At 56.7% G+C, this 19479-nt stretch carries 14 protein-coding genes and 4 tRNA genes; 14 read left to right on the top strand and 4 right to left on the bottom strand.

Going from position 1 to position 19479, the window contains the following annotated elements:
• Positions 1 to 7: 7 nt before the first annotated feature.
• Positions 8 to 805 carry an amino acid ABC transporter ATP-binding protein gene (locus AC13C0_RS19050; protein WP_117620275.1) on the top strand — a complete coding sequence of 266 codons (798 nt, stop codon included), beginning with the start codon at positions 8 to 10 and terminating at the stop codon, positions 803 to 805.
• A gap of 36 nt (positions 806 to 841) precedes the next feature.
• Here AC13C0_RS19050 and lpxH read toward each other — a convergent pair whose 3' ends face one another.
• A complete protein-coding gene (lpxH, locus tag AC13C0_RS19045; protein WP_117617489.1) occupies positions 842 to 1567 on the bottom strand; it encodes a UDP-2,3-diacylglucosamine diphosphatase in 726 nt (241 codons plus the stop codon).
• Entirely contained in the window at positions 1564 to 2073 is a 510-nt protein-coding gene (locus tag AC13C0_RS19040; RefSeq protein WP_117617488.1) for a peptidylprolyl isomerase, read from the bottom strand. Before AC13C0_RS19040 ends, lpxH begins: the two co-directional genes overlap by 4 nt.
• A gap of 138 nt (positions 2074 to 2211) precedes the next feature.
• Between AC13C0_RS19040 and AC13C0_RS19035 the strand changes: the two genes are divergently transcribed.
• From AC13C0_RS19035 to AC13C0_RS19025, 3 genes are all read left to right on the top strand, one after another.
• Positions 2212 to 3891 carry a glutamine--tRNA ligase/YqeY domain fusion protein gene (locus AC13C0_RS19035; RefSeq protein ID WP_117617487.1) on the top strand — a complete coding sequence of 560 codons (1680 nt, stop codon included), beginning with the start codon at positions 2212 to 2214 and terminating at the stop codon, positions 3889 to 3891.
• The gene (gene cysS / locus AC13C0_RS19030; protein WP_117617486.1) at positions 3888 to 5276 is read left to right on the top strand and encodes a cysteine--tRNA ligase; all 1389 of its coding nucleotides are present in this window, start codon (positions 3888 to 3890) and stop codon (positions 5274 to 5276) included. The genes AC13C0_RS19035 and cysS overlap by 4 nt, the downstream gene beginning before the upstream one ends.
• A gap of 150 nt (positions 5277 to 5426) precedes the next feature.
• The gene (locus tag AC13C0_RS19025) at positions 5427 to 7607 is read left to right on the top strand and encodes a malate synthase G (protein WP_117617485.1); all 2181 of its coding nucleotides are present in this window, start codon (positions 5427 to 5429) and stop codon (positions 7605 to 7607) included.
• A 262-nt stretch (positions 7608 to 7869) separates the two neighbouring features.
• On the opposite strand, the gene folD is transcribed toward AC13C0_RS19025, so the two are convergent.
• Positions 7870 to 8727, bottom strand: coding sequence for a bifunctional methylenetetrahydrofolate dehydrogenase/methenyltetrahydrofolate cyclohydrolase FolD (folD, locus tag AC13C0_RS19020; protein WP_482954891.1), 858 nt, complete (start codon positions 8725 to 8727; stop codon positions 7870 to 7872).
• 232 nt (positions 8728 to 8959) lie between these two features.
• On the opposite strand from folD, the gene AC13C0_RS19015 reads away from it, so the two are divergent.
• From AC13C0_RS19015 to AC13C0_RS18970, 10 genes are all read left to right on the top strand, one after another.
• Positions 8960 to 9036: transfer RNA gene (locus AC13C0_RS19015), tRNA-Pro, on the top strand.
• Positions 9037 to 9068: 32 nt separating this feature from the next.
• Positions 9069 to 9145, top strand: a tRNA-Arg gene (locus AC13C0_RS19010).
• A gap of 106 nt (positions 9146 to 9251) precedes the next feature.
• Positions 9252 to 9327, top strand: a tRNA-His gene (locus AC13C0_RS19005).
• A gap of 79 nt (positions 9328 to 9406) precedes the next feature.
• Positions 9407 to 9491, top strand: a tRNA-Leu gene (locus tag AC13C0_RS19000).
• 251 nt (positions 9492 to 9742) lie between these two features.
• Positions 9743 to 11047 (top strand): trigger factor, encoded by a 1305-nt coding sequence (gene tig, locus AC13C0_RS18995; RefSeq protein ID WP_341582171.1) that lies wholly within the window; start codon positions 9743 to 9745, stop codon positions 11045 to 11047.
• A gap of 172 nt (positions 11048 to 11219) precedes the next feature.
• Complete coding sequence (gene clpP / locus AC13C0_RS18990; protein WP_117617482.1) at positions 11220 to 11855, top strand: ATP-dependent Clp endopeptidase proteolytic subunit ClpP; 636 nt, start codon at positions 11220 to 11222, stop codon at positions 11853 to 11855.
• A 76-nt stretch (positions 11856 to 11931) separates the two neighbouring features.
• On the top strand, positions 11932 to 13215 hold the full coding sequence (gene clpX / locus AC13C0_RS18985) for an ATP-dependent Clp protease ATP-binding subunit ClpX (protein WP_117617481.1): 1284 nt from the start codon (positions 11932 to 11934) through the stop codon (positions 13213 to 13215).
• Positions 13216 to 13386: 171 nt separating this feature from the next.
• Positions 13387 to 15804, top strand: coding sequence for an endopeptidase La (gene lon / locus AC13C0_RS18980; RefSeq protein ID WP_117617480.1), 2418 nt, complete (start codon positions 13387 to 13389; stop codon positions 15802 to 15804).
• A gap of 238 nt (positions 15805 to 16042) precedes the next feature.
• Positions 16043 to 16315, top strand: a complete 273-nt coding sequence (locus tag AC13C0_RS18975; protein ID WP_008174603.1) for an HU family DNA-binding protein — start codon at positions 16043 to 16045, stop codon at positions 16313 to 16315.
• A 156-nt stretch (positions 16316 to 16471) separates the two neighbouring features.
• Positions 16472 to 18319, top strand: a complete 1848-nt coding sequence (locus AC13C0_RS18970; protein ID WP_482954890.1) for a SurA N-terminal domain-containing protein — start codon at positions 16472 to 16474, stop codon at positions 18317 to 18319.
• Between the two features lie 228 nt (positions 18320 to 18547).
• Here AC13C0_RS18970 and AC13C0_RS18965 read toward each other — a convergent pair whose 3' ends face one another.
• Positions 18548 to 19426, bottom strand: a complete 879-nt coding sequence (locus tag AC13C0_RS18965; protein ID WP_117617478.1) for a MurR/RpiR family transcriptional regulator — start codon at positions 19424 to 19426, stop codon at positions 18548 to 18550.
• Positions 19427 to 19479: the final 53 nt, after the last annotated feature.

The raw sequence follows: 19479 nt of genomic DNA, 5'->3' as shown, positions 1-19479 counted from the left end.
TAATCCAATGACAGAAACCACCCGAACACCGGACAGCCAGCAGAATGCCGAGAGCCGGAGTGAGCCGAAAGTCGATATTATTCGAGTCGAGGGTATGCACAAATGGTATGGGGACTTTCACGTTCTGAAAGATCTGAACCTGACCGTGAAGCAGGGCGAGCGCATCGTTATCTGTGGCCCGTCAGGTTCCGGCAAATCCACATTCATCCGCTGCATTAACCGGCTGGAAGAGCATCAGCAGGGCAAAATCGTGGTGGATGATGTGGAGTTGACCGATGATGTGCGCCAGATTGACACCGTGCGCCGGGAAGTCGGCATGGTGTTTCAGCACTTCAATCTTTTTCCGCACCTGACCGTGCTGGAGAACTGTTGTCTGTCGCCCATCTGGGTCCGGAAGACCCCCCGCAAGGAAGCTGAAGCGAGCGCAATGGAATACCTGGAAAGGGTTAAGATTCCCGATCAGGCCAACAAGTACCCGGGTCAGTTGTCCGGTGGCCAGCAGCAGCGGGTGGCCATTGCCCGGGCCTTGTGCATGAAGCCGAAAATCATGCTGTTCGACGAGCCCACCTCGGCACTGGACCCGGAAATGATCAAGGAAGTGCTCGACGTTATGGTGGAATTGGCGAAAAGTGGCATGACCATGATCTGCGTCACCCATGAAATGGGGTTTGCCAAAACGGTGGCGGACCGGGTGATCTTTATGGATAGCGGTGAGATTGTGGAAGAGGCTCCGCCCCAGGAGTTTTTCTCCAACCCCAGAGAACCGAGAACCCGGAAGTTCCTGGAGCAGATTCTGCACAACTGAGACGGAAAGGCCGGGCAATGGCCCGGCCTTTCTACGTTACAGCGGGTGTTTGTCGAGAAGGGGTGAAGCGCCGGGCGTCACTTCCAGCCACCAGACGTTCTCGGCCCAGTCGCCCAGGACAATCCGCTTCGCTGGCTGCCCATTCGCAGTCAGCGCATGCTCCGCCGGACGGTGTGTGTGGCCGTGGATCATCCGTTGCACGCCGTGGGCTTCCAGCTCCCGGACCACTTCCTCGGGTGTTACGTCCATGATGAACTCTTCCTTGCCCTGATTTTTGGCCATGCTGATTTCCCGCAGTTGGCGGGCCATCTGCTGGCGATCTTTCAGCGGCCGCTGGAGAATCATCTTTTGCCATTGCGGGTTGCGCATGTTGGCACGGAACTTCTGGTACTCCTCATCGGCGGTGCACAGGCTGTCACCATGCATCAGCAGGGTTGGCGTGCCATATAGATCGATCACGCAGGGATCTTCCAGCAACGTCGCCCCGGCACGATCGCAGAAATCCTCGCCGATAAGGAAATCCCGGTTGCCATGCATCAGAAAGATCTCGGTGCCCCCGTCTCTCACTTTGCGAAGGGCGGCAGCAACCTTTTCCTGCAGCGGTGTGCGCTCATCGTCCCCAATCCAGGCCTCAAAAAAGTCGCCAAGGATGTAGAGCTGTTCAGCCCCGGCGGCTTTTTGCTCAAGAAAGGCCAGGAATGCCCCGGTGATGTCCGGGCGTGATTCTTCCAGATGAAGATCCGAGATAAACAGCGTGGTCACGCCGCGCCTCCGTCCTCCAGAACTTCGGCTTTCTCAATGACCACATCATCCGCGGGAACGTCCTGGTGTCCGCCGCGCATGGTGGTGCGCACAGCACGAATGGCGTTGACCGTTTCCATGCCTTCAACCACCTTGCCGAAAACACAGTAACCCCAGCCCTCGGCGTTCTTGGCGGTGTGGTCCAGAAAACCGTTGTTCTCAACGTTGATAAAGAACTGGGCCGTGGCGGAATGAGGGTCCATGGTGCGGGCCATGGCAATGGTTCCCTGCATGTTGCTCAGGCCGTTATCAGCCTCGTTCTGGATGGAATCCCGGGTTTTGCGGGGTGTCATGCCCGGCTCAAATCCGCCGCCCTGAATCATGAAGTTGCTGATCACACGGTGAAAAATCAGACCATCGTAAAAGCCGTCGCGGACGTACTGTTCAAAGTTCCTGGCGGTTTCCGGTGCCTTGTCGTAGTCCAGTTCGAGCTTGATGTCACCGTAGTTGGTTGTCAGCAGAATCATCAGGTTTTCCTGTTCGTAATGGTTGAATGCGTTACGGGCCCCATTGTACTCAAGACTTTCCCGCTATGCATGAGTCCGGCAAGGATTTGTGAGTATAATACGCGGTTTAAGATTCACTCCCCTTTTAACAGAGATTGTATGAGCGCCGAGTCGAAGAAAGCCCACAACTTTATCCAGAGCCTGATCGAAGACGCCATCGCCAACGGAGAGCATACCGGCAAGGTGGTCACCCGTTTTCCGCCGGAGCCCAACGGCTACCTGCACATTGGCCACGCCAAGTCGATTTGCCTGAACTTTGGTATCGCCGAAACCTTTTCCGGAGACTGTAACCTGCGGTTTGACGACACCAACCCGGAGAAGGAAAACCAGGAATACATCGACGCCATCAAGCAGGACGTGGAGTGGCTTGGCTACGAGTGGGCCGGCGAGGTTCGCTACGCGTCGGATTACTTCGACGCCCTGTATGAGTTTGCCGAGGAACTGATTACCCGGGACAAGGCTTACGTGTGCGCCCTGAATGCCGACGAAATGGCCGAGTACCGGGGCAGCCTGAGAGAGCCGGGCAGAAACAGCCCCTATCGTGATCGCCCGATTGAAGAAAGCCTGCAACTGTTCCGCGACATGCGCGACGGCAAGTACCAGAACGGTGAGCTGGTTTTGCGGGCCAAGATTGATATGGCGTCCCCGAACATTAATTTGCGGGATCCGATTCTTTACCGTATCCGGTACGCCGAGCACCACCAGACCGGCGACAAATGGTGCATCTACCCGATGTACGATTTCACCCATCCGATTTCGGACGCTATGGAGGGAATCACCCATTCGCTCTGTACCCTGGAATTCGAGGATCACCGGCCGCTGTATGACTGGGTCCTGGATAACATCTCAGTCCCCTGTCACCCGCGCCAGATCGAGTTTGCCCGGCTGAACCTGAATTACACCATTACTTCCAAGCGCAAACTCAGGCGCCTGGTGGATGAGGGGGCTGTTGATGGCTGGAATGACCCGCGGATGCCCACCATTTCCGGTATGCGCCGGCGCGGTTATACCCCCGAGTCCATTCGCACCTTCTGCGATATGATCGGCGTGAATAAGGCCGGTGGCACTGTGGATGTGGGTATGCTGGAGCATGCCATCCGGGAAGATCTGAACAACCGGGCCCCGCGCGCCATGTGTGTGATGCGGCCACTGAAGGTGACGCTGACCAACTATCCGGCCGGCCAGAGCGAGACCCTGACGTTGCCCGTGCACCCGCAAAACCCGGAAATGGGCGAGCGCGAAGTGCCCTGGACCCGGACCCTGTATATTGACCGGGAAGATTTCGACATGGAGCCTCCGCGGAAATGGAAGCGGCTGGCGCCGGATCAGGCGGTACGCCTGCGGGGCGGATATGTGATGACCTGCCGGGAAGTTATCCGAGACGACAGCGGCGAGATTGTTGAGCTCAAGTGCGAATACGATCCGGACACCCTGGGTGTGAATCCCGAGGGCTACAAGCCTAACGGCGTTGTTCACTGGGTGTCCGCAACTGACAGTGTGGAAGCGGACATCAACCTGTACGACCGCCTGTTCAGCCATGAATCGCCGGACAGCGATAAGGACAGCGATCTGATGGATCACCTGAATCCGGAATCTCTGGTCGTTCTCAAAGGCGCCCGGGTCGAGAAGAGTCTGGCGCAGCCTCGTACCGATCTGCCCTACCAGTTCGAGCGCGAAGGCTATTTCTTCTGCGATCAGGAGCACACCGCCAGTGCCGGCCGGCCGGTTTTCAACCGCACCGTAACGCTCAGGGATTCCTGGGGTAAGGGGGGCAAGTGATCCGCATCTACAACACGCTGACCCAGCAGAAGGAAGAACTGCGGCCTATTGAACCGGGCAAGGTCCGGATCTATGTCTGCGGCATGACGGTTTACGACTACTGCCATCTTGGCCATGCCAGGGTTCTGGTGGCGTTTGATGTGATCACCCGTTACCTGCGCCACCGGGGTTACGAGGTGAACTATGTTCGCAATATTACCGATATTGACGACAAGATCCTGCGTCGTGCTGACGAGAACGGCGAGCCCTACACTGAGCTCACTGACCGTATGATCAAAGCCATGCACGAAGACGAAGCCCGCCTGGGCGTGCTGTCTCCGGACGACGAGCCCCGGGCCACGGCATTCATTGACGAAATCATCGCGATGATCCATAAGCTGATTTCCGGGGGGCATGCCTATGCTGCCGATAACGGCGATGTGTATTTTGCCGTTGATTCCTTTGATGACTACGGCAAGCTCAGCAAAAAGAAGCTGGAAGATCTGCTGGCGGGTGCCCGGGTCGATGTTCAGGAAGCCAAGCGTAGCCCGGCGGATTTCGCACTGTGGAAAGCGGCCAAGGCGGGGGAGGTGAGCTGGCCTTCACCCTGGGGTGATGGTCGACCGGGCTGGCACATTGAGTGTTCGGTAATGTCCACCGCCTGCCTGGGCGACACCTTTGATATTCATGGCGGTGGCCCTGATCTGTTGTTCCCGCACCATGAAAACGAGATTGCCCAATCCGAGTGCGCCACCGGCCATACCTTCGTGAATACCTGGATGCACGCTGGAGCTATTCGGGTGAACAAGGAAAAGATGTCCAAATCCCTGGGCAATTTCTTCACCATCCGCGAGATTATGGAAAAGTACCCTGCGGAGGTGGTTCGTTATTTCCTGGTTTCCAGTCATTACCGGAGCCAGGTGGACTATTCCGAGGAAAACCTGGCTGAGGCCGGTCGCACGCTCACCCGGCTTTACCATGCGCTGCGCGGCATTGTGCCCGCTAAAGTAGCGGATGTGCCGGAAACAGAGTACGACCAGCGGTTCGCCGAAGCGATGGATGATGATTTCAACACCGCAGGCGCGATTGCTGTGTTGCACGCCGTCGCTAACGAGATCAACCAGCATCGTCGGGACGGGCGTGAAGAGGAAGCGAAGCGCAGCGCAGCGGTGCTGGTAAGACTCGGTGGCGTACTTGGCCTGCTGCAGCAGGATCCCGAGGCTTTCTTCCAGGCCGATACTGGAAGTGAACTCAGTGCCGAGGACATTGAGACGCTGATCCAGGCCCGGGCAGATGCCCGCAAGGCGAAGAACTTTGCCGAGGCTGACCGGATTCGCGACGATCTCGCGGAGAAGGGCATTGTTCTGGACGACTCCCGCGAGGGGACGAGCTGGCGGAGAGGTTGAATTTCGGGGAAATGGTGGTTGGTCAGACCAGTTTTGCGCCTGCAGGAATGATCTTGTAAGGATTTTCCCTTACAATGCGGCGCTCTAATTAGAATGCCCCCTCAAGGTGAAGGGGGAGTCGGGAAACGTAACCCACTGAGGCAGACAACGATGACAGAACGCGTACAAGTCGGCGGCATTCAAGTCGCAAAGAATCTGTATGATTTCGTAAACAACGAAGCGATTCCGGGTACCGGAATCGATGCCGACAAATTCTGGGCAGAATTCGACAGGATCGTGAACGAGCTGGCGCCGCGCAACCGCGAGCTGCTGGCAAAGCGTGATGCGATCCAGGAAAAAATGGACAGCTGGAACCGGGACCGCAAGGGTCAGAAGCTGGACATGGCCGAGTACAAATCTTTCCTGAACGACATTGGTTATCTGGTTGACGAGCCCGCAGAATTCAAGATTTCGACCGCCAATGTTGATCCGGAAGTCGCCACCATGGCCGGCCCGCAGCTGGTTGTGCCGATCATGAACGCCCGCTTTGCCCTTAACGCGGCAAACGCTCGCTGGGGCAGCCTTTACGACGCTCTGTACGGCACTGATGCCATCTCCGAAGAGAACGGTGCCGGGAAAGGTCGTGGCTATAACCCGGTACGCGGCGCCAAGGTCATCGAGTGGGCCCGCGATCTGCTGGACAGCTCCGCGCCGCTGGTTTCCGGTAGCCATAAAGACGCTGCCAAGTACCTGGTTGAGGGTGGCAAGCTGGTGGTAAAGCTGCAGAATGGTGAAGCCACCGGTCTGAAGGACGAAGCCGGCTTTGTCGGTTACACCGGTGCCGCCGATGCGCCCACTGGCGTGCTGCTGGTCAAGAACGGCATGCACTTCGAGATTCAGATTGACGCCAGCCATCCGATTGGCAAGGACGACGGCGCCAATGTGAAAGACGTACTGATGGAGTCTGCCCTGACCACCATCATGGATTGCGAAGATTCGGTTGCGGCCGTCGATGCCGACGACAAGGCTCTGGCCTACCGCAACTGGCTCGGCCTGATGAAAGGTGATCTGCAGGAAACCTTCGAGAAGGGCGGCGAGCAACTGACCCGTAAAATGAACGCGGACCGCACCTACACCGCACCGGACGGCGGCGAATTGAGCCTGAAAGGGCGCAGCCTCATGTTTATCCGGAATGTCGGTCATCTGATGACCAACCCGGCCATTCTGCTGAAAGACGGCAACGAAGTGCCGGAAGGTCTGATGGATGGCCTGATCACCTCGCTGATTGCCATTCACGACATGAAAGGCAATGGCAAGTTCCAGAACAGCACCAAAGGCTCCATGTACATTGTGAAGCCCAAGATGCACGGCCCGGAAGAAGTGGCGTTCACCAACGAATTCTTTGGTCGTGTTGAAGACGCACTGGGCATGCCACGTTTTACCCTGAAAGTTGGCATCATGGACGAGGAGCGCCGCACGACGGTTAACCTGAAGGCCTGTATCCATGCCGCCAAGGAGCGTGCTGTGTTCATCAACACCGGCTTCCTGGACCGCACTGGTGACGAGATCCATACCTCCATGGAACTGGGTCCGTTCATTCGCAAAGGCGCGATGAAGCAGGCAACCTGGATCAACGCCTACGAGCAGTGGAACGTGGACATTGGTCTGGAGACCGGTTTCCGTGGCGTTGCCCAGATTGGTAAGGGCATGTGGGCCATGCCGGATCTGATGGCGGGCATGCTGGAGGCCAAGATCGGTCACCCGAAAGCTGGCGCCAACACTGCATGGGTTCCGTCTCCCACCGCCGCCACCCTGCATGCCACTCACTACCATCAAGTGAGTGTGGCTGACGTTCAGAAGCAGCTGGAAAGCCGTACCCGTGCCGCCCTGGAAGACATCCTGACGGTACCGGTGATGGACGATCCGTCGTCGCTGAGCGCCGAAGACATCCAGCAAGAGCTGGACAACAACGCCCAGGGTATCCTCGGTTATGTTGTACGCTGGATTGATCAGGGCGTTGGTTGTTCCAAGGTGCCCGATATTAATGATGTGGGTCTGATGGAAGACCGTGCCACCCTGCGGATTGCATCCCAGTTGCTGGCCAACTGGCTGCACCACGGCATCTGCTCTGAAGAGCAGATCATGGAAACCATGAAGCGCATGGCAGCTGTGGTCGACAAGCAGAACGCCGGTGATCCTGCGTATCGCCCGATGGCCGGAAACTTTGATGACAGTGTGGCCTTCCAGGCGGCCCTGGATCTGGTTCTGAAGGGCCGTGAGCAGCCGAATGGCTACACCGAGCCGCTCCTGCACGCATACCGCCTCAAGGCGAAGGCGAAGTACGGGCAGTAAGCTCTGGTCACAAAAAACCCCGCCACGGCGGGGTTTTTTGTGACCAGCTTTTCTTAGCGGGGTCTGACCCCGTGGGGTCAGACCCCCTTTTCACTAGTATGGAGATGGATCCCTGGCAAAAGCTGAAAATCGGGTCAGACCCCTTTGGGGTCAGACCCGGTGCACTATGTTAGCGGCATGAAAGGTGCTCCGAGACCCCTTTGGGGTCAGACCCGGTGCACTATGTTGGCGGCGTGAAAGGTGCTCCGAGACCCCTTCGGGGTCAGACCCGGTGAAGCACGTCAGCAGCGTACAGGGTGTTCTGCAGCAGGGTGGCAATGGTCATCGGTCCGACACCGCCGGGGACCGGTGTGATGTAGGCAGCACGTTCGGACGCTGTCCTGAAATCCACGTCGCCGTGCAGTTTTCCGTCTTCCATCCGGTTGATGCCCACATCAATCACGGTTGCGCCTGGTTTCACCCACTCTCCCTTGATCAGGCCGGGTTTGCCCACGGCTGCCACCAGAATGTCCGCTTCACGAACAAACTTCTCCAGATCCGGTGTGAATCGGTGGCAAACGGTTGTGGTCGCGCCTTTAAGCAGCAGTTCCATACTCATTGGCCGCCCGACGATGTTGGAGGCGCCCACAATCACGGCGTACTGGCCCTTGTAGGGAGTATCGATGCTGTCGAGCAGGGTGATGATGCCCGCCGGGGTGCAGGGGCGCAGGGTGGGTTTGCGCTGCATCAGCCGGCCAATGTTGTAGGGGTGAAAGCCGTCCACATCCTTGTCTGGCCGAATCTTCACCAGAATCGGATCCGCATCCAGATGGTCGGGGAGGGGGAGCTGTACCAGAATCCCGTCCACCGTCGGGTTCTCGTTCAGTTCGTCTATCAGTGCCTCCAGCGCGTCCTGGGAGGTGTCTTCCGGCAGGTCGTAGGAGAGGGAAAGGATTCCGGCTTCATCGCAGGCTTTGCGTTTGTTGCCTACGTATACGTGGGAAGCGGGATCGTTGCCAACCAGCACCACAGCAAGTCCTGGTGCACGAAGCCCTTGCTGCCTGCGGGCTTCCACGCCGATGGCGACCTGCTGTCTTACTTCGGCGGCAATTTCTTTTCCGTTGATCAGTTTGGCGGTCATGTCTCGTCTTGTCGGTTGGGCGTTGGTAAGTTGGAGGCCGGGCATTGTCTCATGCTTCCGGGGGAACTCCAATTAGAGGGTATGCCGGCCCGCTTCAGGGGAACTTTTGTGCCGGTGTTTTGTCACTGGGAGACCGTTGCCTCAGGGAATTTAAAATTCCGTGTTGACGGAGCCCGTCGGCGCCGGTAATATGCGCGCCAACTTTGCTGAAGCACTTGTTGTTCAGTTCAGTCGGGGTATAGCGCAGTCTGGTAGCGCGCCTGCTTTGGGAGCAGGATGTCGGGAGTTCGAATCTCTCTACCCCGACCATTTTCTGGATATTCAGGTGGGCGAACGGTCAAGCGCCCGTAGCTCAGCTGGATAGAGCACCCGCCTTCTAAGCGGGTGGTCGCAGGTTCGAGTCCTGCCGGGCGCGCCATCAAGTCGTCGGCTTGGTCCGCGCCGGAGCGACCGTAACCGGCAAAGTTGAAACCTTGACGATTCGGTCGTCAAATAGAGAATGCCGAAAGGTATGTCCCGATGTGGTGGACGTAGCTCAGTTGGTAGAGCTCAGGATTGTGACTCCTGCGGTCGAGGGTTCGATCCCCTTCGTCCACCCCACTTTTCTTTCAGGTTTGATTCCGCGTTTGGTGAATGTATTGATGGCAGTCTTGTCATCGGCCATTCCTCATCCCGTTGTGCGCGAGTGGCGGAACTGGTAGACGCGCTGGATTTAGGTTCCAGTGGGGCAACCCGTGAGAGTTCGAGTCTCTCCTCGCGCACCACTCCTTTCTTTTTTCGTTTCGCCTTTCTTTTTCCGGTTTTGTCCCCAGTTCTGATTTCTATCCCCGGAAGTGGTTTCGCCGGTCTTATCAGGGTGCGGTCCAAAGTGCCTTGCCAGGTGATTCTCTCGGCGGGGCAAAGCATGATAAACTACTGGCTTTTAATTTTCGGTCCTTTTGCGGGAATTCTCCCGAAATCGGACTTTTAGGTTTAATTTCATTCACATACCGAACCTGTAATTTGAGGATCTTCCATGCAAGTGTCTGTTGAAACGACCTCCAACATCGAGCGTCGCATGACGATTGGTGTGCCCGCCCAGGAAATCGACCAGGCGGTCCAGAAACGGCTGCAGGAAACCGCGCGTACCGTGCGTCTTAATGGTTTCCGTCCGGGTAAGGTGCCCATGAGCGTGGTCAAGCGTCGTTTCGGTGACAGCGTCCGCCAGGAAATTGTCGGCGAGGTAATGCGCGACAACTACATCAAGGCATTGCAGGAGCAGGATATTAATCCGGCAGGCTGGCCGAAGTTTGAGCCGAAGACCATGGAAGAGGGCAAGGACCTTGAGTTCGTAGCCATTTTCGAAGTACTTCCGGAAATCGAGCTGGGCGATCTGAGCAGGATTTCTGTTGAAAAGCTGACCTCTGAAATCACCGACAAAGACGTCGACAACATGATCGACAACCTGCGCCGTCAGCAGGCCACCATGAAAGAGGTCGGCCGCAAGTCCAAGAACAAGGACGTTCTGACGATTGATTTTAAAGGGTTTATCGACGGTGAAGAGTTCGAGGGTGGTGCCGCTGAAGGCCATCGCCTGACTCTGGGTTCCGGTCAGATGATTCCGGGCTTCGAAAAAGCCATCGTGGGCGGCAAGGCCGGTGAAGACATGGTAATCGAAGTGACCTTCCCTGAGGATTATCACAACGAAGATCTGGCGGGTAAGCCGGCCAGGTTTGAAATCAAGATTCACAAGGTCGAAGAGCCCCAGTTGCCGGAAATGAATGCCGAGTTCTTCAAGAAGTTCGGTATTGATGCCGAAGATGAAGCGGCATTCCGTGAAGAAGTCAGAAAGAACATGGAGCGGGAGCTTAAGCAGGCAGTCGCGAACAAGGTCAAGAACGACGTTGTTGACGGCCTGCTTGAAACCACCGCTCTGGACATCCCGGCTGCGCTGGTGGACCAGGAGATTGACCGCCTGCGTCAGGACGCGGTTCAGCGTTTCGGTGGCCAGGTTGATTTCCAGCAACTGCCGAAGGAAATTTTCCAGGAGCAGGCTGAGCGCCGCGTGAAAACCGGCCTCCTGTTCCAGGAAGTGGTCAAGAAGAACGACCTGAAGGCGGACCCTGCCAAGGTGGACGAAAAGATCCAGGAGATCGCGTCTACGTATGAACAGCCGGAAGAGGTTGTTGCACATTTCAACAGCAATCCGGAGCAGAAGTCCCAGATCGAGTCCTCTGTGCTGGAAGATGCGGTTGTTGATCACGTGCTTGAGCAGGCCGACGTGAAAGAAAAGAAGGTCAAGTACGAAGAGGCCGTGCAGGCTGGTCAGCCCCAGCGCTGATTTGCCCCGGGGCAGGATTAATTCCGGCCCTGTTGGCCGATCCCTGAAAACAGCCGGCATGCCCGGCTGTTTTCATCTGGGGCTGCTGCTGGCAAAGTATGGGGTACAACATTACTGAAACTGCCGTGGCACGAGTCCACGACCTATTGTTCTTAAGGAGTCCAGTCGCATCATGACGCAGAAACCAATTGATGGCCCCGCAATGGTGACCAGTTCCGGACTGGTACCGATTGTTATCGAGCAGACAGCTCGCGGCGAGCGGTCGTTCGACATTTATTCCCGTCTGCTCAAAGAACGGGTGATCTTCATGGTGGGCCCGGTAGAGGACCACATGGCGAACCTGATTGTGGCTCAGCTCCTGTTCCTGGAATCGGAAAATCCGGACAAGGACATCCATCTCTACATCAACAGCCCGGGTGGTTCTGTGACTGCGGGGATGTCCATCTACGACACCATGCAGTTCATCAAGCCGGATGTCGCCACTCTGTGTGTCGGCCAGGCGGCCAGCATGGGCGCCTTCCTGCTCGCCGGTGGCGCGGCTGGCAAGCGCGCCTGCCTGCCTAACTCCCGCGTGATGATCCATCAGCCGCTGGGTGGTTATCAGGGGCAGGCGACGGATATTGAGATCCACACCCGTGAGATTCTCAAGATCCGGCACACCCTGAATTCAATCCTGGCCCATCATACCGGGCAGGATCTGGAGACCATCGCCAAGGACACCGACCGTGATAACTTCATGGATCCGGCGCAGGCGAAAGAGTATGGGCTGATTGATTCAATACTTGATAAGCGCGTACTGAATAAATAATACTGGAAGTAATCGCATCATACTTGTCCGGCGTATCAGGCTGTGACGCCGGCAAAACGAGATCAGAGGTATTTCAATGGCAGATGAAAGAAACGGCAGGGGCGACGATAGCGGCAAGTTGCTGTACTGCTCGTTTTGTGGAAAGAGCCAGCATGAAGTCCGTAAGCTCATTGCAGGGCCCTCGGTGTTCATCTGCGACGAGTGCGTCGACCTGTGCAATGACATTATCCGGGAAGAAATCCAGGAAAATGCACAGGACGAGCCGAGCGATCGCCTTCCTACGCCGGCCGAAATCCGCATTACCCTTGACGAGTATGTCATCGGCCAGGACCGCGCCAAGGTGGTGCTGTCAGTTGCAGTTTACAACCACTACAAACGTCTTCGTTATGGAGAGGGCAAGGGCGATGTTGAACTCGGCAAGAGCAATATTCTGCTGATCGGTCCAACGGGTAGCGGTAAAACCCTGTTGGCAGAAACCCTTGCGCGCATGCTGAATGTCCCGTTCACCATTGCCGATGCCACAACACTGACTGAAGCAGGTTATGTCGGTGAAGATGTCGAGAACATCATCCAGAAGCTTCTGCAGAAATGTGACTACGATGTCGACAAGGCCCAGCGGGGTATTGTTTACATCGACGAGATCGACAAGATTTCCCGCAAGTCAGACAACCCTTCCATTACCCGGGACGTTTCCGGTGAAGGTGTGCAGCAGGCATTGCTGAAGCTGATCGAGGGCACCGTTGCCTCGGTTCCGCCCCAGGGAGGCCGGAAGCATCCGCAGCAGGAATTCCTGCAGGTGGATACCGGAAACATGCTGTTTATCTGTGGCGGTGCCTTTGCCGGGCTGGACAAGGTCATCCGTGAGCGCACCGAGAAGAACAGCATTGGCTTCTCCGCCTCCGTGGCCAGTCAGGACGATGCCAAGAACATGGGCGATGTCATCAAGGACGTGGAAACCGAGGATCTGGTCAAATACGGCCTGATTCCCGAATTCGTTGGCCGTCTGCCGGTGGTCGCAACGCTTAACGAGCTTGATGAGGAAGCATTGATCCAGATTCTGACCGAGCCCAAGAACTCCCTGACCAAGCAGTATCAGAAGCTGTTTGATATGGAAGGTGTCGAGCTGGATTTCCGGGATGATGCGTTGCGGGCGGTTGCCAAGAAGGCCATGGTGAGGAAAACCGGTGCCCGCGGATTGCGGTCGATCATGGAAGCAACGCTTCTGGATACCATGTACCAGATTCCGTCTGAACATGATGTCTGCAAAGTTGTGATCGACGAAAGTGTGATCAGTGGCGATTCCGATCCCTTCAAGATCTACGCGAGCAGTGATCACGCCAAGGCGGTTCCTGAGGATTGAGCCCGTTCAGATGAGCGGCCAAGTCAGACCGGGGGTCAGATGAACGCGTTCATCTGACCCCATTTTAGTTACGCCATTCCCCTGCTTTCCCTCCGGTAAAAATATTGCAATTTACGTCGGCGCCCCAATGAAGGGTGATATGCTGAAAGAAATATCGTCAGAGGATTCCCTATGACCCGGATACCCGAAAATGCCGTGCACGAATACCCGCTGCTCCCGCTGCGAGACGTAGTGGTGTTTCCGCACATGGTGGTCCCGCTGTTTGTGGGCCGAGAAAAATCCATTCAGGCTCTCGAAGCCGCCATGGAGGGAAGCAAGGAAATTCTTCTGGTTGCCCAGAAGGATGCTTCCACAGATGAGCCGGGCCCCAGGGATGTATTTGATATGGGCACCCTCGCCACCGTTCTGCAGATGCTCAGGCTGCCGGACGGCACCGTGAAGGTGCTGGTTGAAGGTAACGCCCGCGCCACCATCAGTGACATTGCTGAAGGCGAGTACCTCTCGGGCGGTGCCGTTCTGATGGATGAAGAGAGTCTGCCGGAGCGTGAGGAAGGGGTGCTCATCAAGACCTTGATGGACGAGTTCGAGAAGTACGTGAAGCTCTCCAAAAAGATACCCTCGGAAGTGTCCAGTGCGCTGACCGGGATTGAAGAACTAGAGCGCCTGGCCGATACCATGTCCGCCCATCTGGAAATGCGCATCCCGGAAAAGCAGGAGCTTCTGGAAGCCCTGGATATCCGCAAGCGCGTTGATCTGTTACTCGGCAAGCTTGATGGCGAGATCGACCTGATTGAGGTTGAGAAGCGCATTCGTGGCCGCGTGAAAAAGCAGATGGAACGCAGCCAGCGCGAGTACTACCTGAACGAACAGATGAAGGCTATCCAGAAGGAAATGGGTAACCTGGGCGAGGGCAATAACGACTTCGAAGAGCTTGAGCAGAAGCTGGAAGAAGCCGGCCTGCCTGAGGAAGCCCGAAAGAAAACAGAAACAGAACTGAACAAGCTGAAGATGATGTCACCCATGTCTGCGGAAGCCACCGTGGTCCGGGGTTACATCGACTGGATGCTGGCGGTGCCCTGGAAAAAGCGCAGCCGTGTTCGTCATGACATAGAGAAAGCCCGTGAAATCCTGGACAGGGATCATTACGGCCTGGATGAAGTGAAGAAGCGCATCCTGGAATACCTGGCCGTTCAGAGCCGTGTGAAGAAGGTGAAAGGCCCGGTGCTTTGTCTGGTCGGCCCTCCCGGTGTTGGTAAAACCTCACTGGGGCAATCCATCGCCCGTGCCACCAACCGCAAATACACCCGTATGGCGTTGGGCGGTGTGCGTGATGAAGCCGAGATTCGCGGCCACCGGAAAACCTACATTGGTGCGCTGCCGGGCAAGCTCCTGCAGAAGCTGTCCAAGGTCGGAGTGAAGAACCCGCTGTTCCTGTTTGATGAAATCGACAAGATGGGTATGGATCACCGCGGCGATCCGGCGTCAGCGCTGCTTGAGGTGCTTGATCCGGAGCAGAACCACACGTTCAACGATCACTACCTGGAAGTGGACTACGACCTTTCCGATGTGATGTTTGTGTGTACCTCAAACTCCATGGACATTCCGCCGGCCTTGCTGGACCGCATGGAGATTATCCGCATTCCGGGTTATACCGAGGATGAGAAGGTTAACATTGCCCTGCGTTACCTGCTGCCCAAGCAGATCAAGGCCAACGGGCTGCGTAAGGACGAGTTGAAACTACCGGAGGAAACGCTTCGGGACCTGATCCGTTACTACACTCGGGAAGCAGGCGTTCGTGGCCTTGAGCGCGAGATCGCGAAAATCTGTCGCAAGGTGGTGCGCAACCACGTTGAGAGTGGCGACAAAGCCTCCGTAACGATAGTGCAAGAGATGCTTGAGGACTACTCAGGGGTCAAGAAGTTCAAATACGGTCTTGCGGAGGAGAAAAACGAGATCGGCCAGGTAACCGGCCTGGCCTGGACCCAGGTGGGTGGCGAGCTTCTTCACATTGAGTGTGCGCTCACCCCGGGCAAGGGCCGTGTGGTCAAAACCGGCTCCCTCGGCGATGTCATGCAGGAGTCGATTCAGACTGCGCTGACGGTGGTTCGCAGCCGGGCACCGGGTCTCGGCATTGCCGATGACTTCCATGAGAAGCACGACCTTCACGTCCATGTTCCCGAGGGCGCAACGCCAAAAGACGGCCCGAGCGCTGGTATTGGCATGTGCACGGCACTGGTTTCCGCGCTGACCAAGATTCCGGTTCGGGCCGACGTTGCAATGACCGGCGAGATCACCCTGAGAGGTCGCGTGTTGGCCATTGGCGGGCTCAAGGAAAAGCTGCTGGCAGCGCACCGAGGAGGCATCAAGACGGTTATAATCCCGGATGAGAATGTCAGGGATCTCAAGGAGATACCGGATAATATCAAGGAATCCCTGGAGATTCGACCGGTGAAATGGATTGATGAGGTTCTGGACATTGCACTGGCTTATCCGCCGGAGCCACGGGCCGGGGATTCGTCACGGGAAACCGGTTCAGGTAAGCCGCGTGATGAAGAAGGCGATGCGTCAGAACGCATAAATACACATTAAAGCCTTGATGAGTTGTTGACACGCCAGAGAGCCCATTGGTATAACTGTTTCGCCGTGAAGCAGCCAATACCAAGGGCTCCCGCGCAGTAAGTGCCTATTCCGAACACCGGTTTAAAGCCGCAAGGAATAAGAAAACTGAAGAATGGAATTCTCTGACCGCTTATGCGATAGTCGAGAACGCCCGAGAAAAAACAAACCAACCTATAACATCTTCAACCTGAAATCGAAGGGGTTTAGTGTGAACAAGTCCGAACTTATCGATGCAATTGCAGAGTCCGCAGATATCTCCAAAGCCGCCGCTGGCCGTGCTCTGGACGCAATGACCAACTCCATCACCGGAGCCCTGAAAAAAGGCGATCAGGTAACCCTGATCGGTTTTGGTACCTTCTCCGTAAAAGAGCGTGCTGCCCGTACCGGTCGTAACCCGCAGACTGGTGCCGAGATCAAAATTCCGGCCTCCAAAGTGCCTGGGTTCAAAGCAGGCAAGGCCCTGAAAGACGCCGTTAAGTAACGGTTCTTTCTCCGGTGGCTCCTGTCACAGGGAGTCACCCAAGAAGAATTCAAGGCGCATTCCGAACCGGGTGCGCCTTTTTACGTTAAGCCGGACCGTAACAGCACGCTGAAACCAATAACACTGCACGACCTTGAACAGGGATTCGGGAGAAACATGCTTCAAGATATTCGGGAAAATGCCCAGGGCACGATTGCCAAGATTATTATTGGCGTACTGATTGTGTCGCTATCCATCTGGGGAATGGACGCCATTATCGGCGGATTCTCTGGCGAGCCTGAAGTGGCAACCGTCAATGGCGAGGATATTACTGAGCGGGAGTTCCTCCGCGTGGTTCAGATGGAAAGCCAGCGCCGGCTATCCGCAATGGAAACCCCCGATCCGTCCTTGCTCAATGAAGACCAGATTCGTAAAGACGTTCTCGATTCCCTGATCCGGGAGCAGGTTCTGATTCAGGATGCCAATGCCCAGGGTCTTGCGCTCAACGACGCTGACGTTGACGCGCTGATCACCCGGATGCCCCAGTTCCAGGTAGATGGCCAGTTCAATCGTGACCGTTTCGTTGCCACGGTTCGCAACATGGGGATGGGTGTCGCAGAATTCCGTGAGGCAATGCGGAAGCAGTATGTTCTCAACCAGATCAGGGCAGGCATCATCCAGAGCGCTGTTGTTGCTGATGAGAATGCAGCCCAGCTTTTACGCATCCAGAATCAGACCCGGAGTTTTCGGGTTCTCGACATTCCTGCCAGTGCGGTTGCAGACACTGTTTCAGTGACCGATGCTGACGTTGAGGAATTCTACCAGCAGAACGCAGGCGCGTTTCAGAAGCCTGAACGGGTGGATGCGGCGTACATCACGCTTTCCCTGGGAGCGTTGGCTGAGAAAATAGAGATCAGCAATGAGGAACTCCAGGCTTATTATGAGCAACGTGCCGCTGATCTGGCCAGTGAGGAGCGCCGTGCGTCCCATATCCTGATCGAGGAGGGCAGCGAAGCCGACCAGACCATGGCAACCATCCAGAAGCGTCTGGAGGCCGGAGAGTCGTTTGCTGACCTGGCGAAGGAATACTCCATTGATACCATCTCGGCGCAAGATGGTGGCGATCTTGGCTATGCTGGCCGGGGTATCTACGATGAAGCCTTTGAAGAGGCTCTGTTTGCCCTTGAAGAAGGCGAAATTTCCGAGCCGGTACGGACGTCATTCGGCGTCCATCTGATTCGTCTGGAGGACGTCCGACAGTCCGAGGTACCGTCGCTGTCGGAGATTGGCGGTCAGTTGCGTCGGGAACTGGCCCGTGACAAGGCACGAGAGCGTTTTGCCGAGGTTCGGGCCCAGCTCGCGGATTCCGCCTACGCGGCAGACGATCTGGCCGGACCTGCGGAAGAACTTGGACTGGAAGTGCGTGAAGCCAAGGGAATCGCCCGGGAAGGTGGTCAGGCACCGTTTGATCACGGCGGCCTGGTTCGGCAGCTGTTCTCCGAAGACGTGCTGGAGGCGGGTTACAATACCGAGCTGATTGATGTGGGCGACAATGTGTCCGTTGTGGCGCGGGTACGCGAATACCACGAGGCGGAGCAGCTGCCTCTGGCAGAGGTTCGTGAGAATATCCGGGCGACGCTGGAACAACGCAAGACCCGTGAAGCCCTTGTTGAAAGGGCGGATGCAATCATAGCGGATCTTGAGGCGGGAGAGCCTGTTGAGAGCGTGGGGGAATGGGTCAGCTACGAGAGTCTGGCCAGAAACTCCTCCGAAGCAGCCCCCGCTGTGATGCAGCAAGCGTTTTCGCTGCCGCGTCCGGGTGAAGGCGAAGCCCGCTACGGCAAAACGGTGACAGCGAATGCTTCCTCCGTTGTAGCACTGGAAGCAGTCAAAGACGGCGAGGTTGCCGACGACGGCACGGAACTGAACCAGCTTCGCGATTTCCTGGCATCGCTTGAGGGGCAGCGGGAGTATGCCGCCTATCAGCAGTTCCTGAGAAATCAGGCCGAAGTAGATCGCCCCTGATTTTCGCCAGGAAAAAGGGCGCCGCCTGGCGCCCTGCGGATGTAACAGCGCGGTTGTAAAAGAAGGCCCGGCGTAATATTTCGCCCGGGCTTTTTTTATTCAGCCTTCTTGATATAGGTCTGAGACACTTGGCCGGAGGCGTCAGAGTAAAAGCCGTATACTGCGGATTGGGGGCGCAGGAGGATAAGCCCCTCTATTGGTCGCTTTGCTATTTTTCTGTGGCGGTGGTCAGATTTCGTTTGGCGGGAACCGGGTGGGCTTGAGGCTTTCCTTGATCTTCTTGAGATGGCCGAGGAAATCCGCGCCGCGCTTGAGGGTTACGCCGGTTGCCAGAATATCGATAACGGTCAGGTGAATGATGCGTGACGACATCGGCATGTAGACCTCGGTGTCCTCTGGCGCGGTAACGCCCAATACCACCGTGCAGGTTTCCGCCAGGGGCGAGTCCGGATTTGTGATGCCGATCACAGTGGCGCCGTTGGCGCGCGCCAGCTGGGCAATGTCCACGGTTTCCCGGGTCCGGCCGGTGTAGGAAATCAGCACGATCACATCACCGACGTTGGAGCCTGCGGCAACCATTCGCTGCATCAGGGCATCGTCGTAGGACATGACCGGGATATTGAAACGGAAAAACTTGTGCTGGGCGTCCAGTGCGACCGAGGCGGAGCCGCCCATGCCGAAGAAATTGATCTGTTTGGCCTGGATCAGGTAGTCAATAGCGGTGGCCAGTGCTTTCGGGTCCAGCGCCTGGCGGGCCTTGTCCAGGCTGGCAATGGTGCTGAGCATGATCTTGTCGGCGAATTCGGCAACGGTGTCGTCGGGTTCGATATTCTGGCCGATGTAGGGGGTGCCGGTGGCAATGCTCTGCGCCAGGCGAATCTTGAAGTCCGGGAACCCGGTGGCCGAGAAGCCCCGGCAGAAACGGTTAACCGTAGGCTCGCTGACGTCCGCCGCCCTCGCCAGGGCGGCTATGCTGTATCGGGTGGCCGCGCTTGGATCGCGGAGAATGGCTTCGGCCACTTTCCGTTCGGATTTGTTAAGGCTGTCCAGCCTGGACTGGATGTCCTCAAGCAGATTGTCGTCACGGTGCGCCTGGTTCGCGGCCATCAATGGTACTCCCTGAATCTTGGGCGGTCGTTATCGTAAAAAACGCGCTGATT

This window comes from Marinobacter sp. B-21 (genome assembly GCF_056857895.1).
Note: the sequence above shows the minus strand (reverse complement) of the source record. Positions and strands in the feature narration are given on the sequence as shown.

Coding starts and splice junctions, on each gene's coding strand:
- AC13C0_RS19050 (WP_117620275.1), top strand. CDS start 8: ATGACAGAAACCACCCGAACACCGGACAGCCAGCAGAATGCCGAGAGC.
- AC13C0_RS19040 (WP_117617488.1), bottom strand. CDS start 2,073: ATGATTCTGCTGACAACCAACTACGGTGACATCAAGCTCGAACTGGAC.
- AC13C0_RS19035 (WP_117617487.1), top strand. CDS start 2,212: ATGAGCGCCGAGTCGAAGAAAGCCCACAACTTTATCCAGAGCCTGATC.
- AC13C0_RS19025 (WP_117617485.1), top strand. CDS start 5,427: ATGACAGAACGCGTACAAGTCGGCGGCATTCAAGTCGCAAAGAATCTG.
- folD (WP_482954891.1), bottom strand. CDS start 8,727: ATGACCGCCAAACTGATCAACGGAAAAGAAATTGCCGCCGAAGTAAGA.
- tig (WP_341582171.1), top strand. CDS start 9,743: ATGCAAGTGTCTGTTGAAACGACCTCCAACATCGAGCGTCGCATGACG.
- clpP (WP_117617482.1), top strand. CDS start 11,220: ATGACGCAGAAACCAATTGATGGCCCCGCAATGGTGACCAGTTCCGGA.
- clpX (WP_117617481.1), top strand. CDS start 11,932: ATGGCAGATGAAAGAAACGGCAGGGGCGACGATAGCGGCAAGTTGCTG.
- lon (WP_117617480.1), top strand. CDS start 13,387: ATGACCCGGATACCCGAAAATGCCGTGCACGAATACCCGCTGCTCCCG.
- AC13C0_RS18970 (WP_482954890.1), top strand. CDS start 16,472: ATGCTTCAAGATATTCGGGAAAATGCCCAGGGCACGATTGCCAAGATT.
- AC13C0_RS18965 (WP_117617478.1), bottom strand. CDS start 19,426: ATGGCCGCGAACCAGGCGCACCGTGACGACAATCTGCTTGAGGACATC.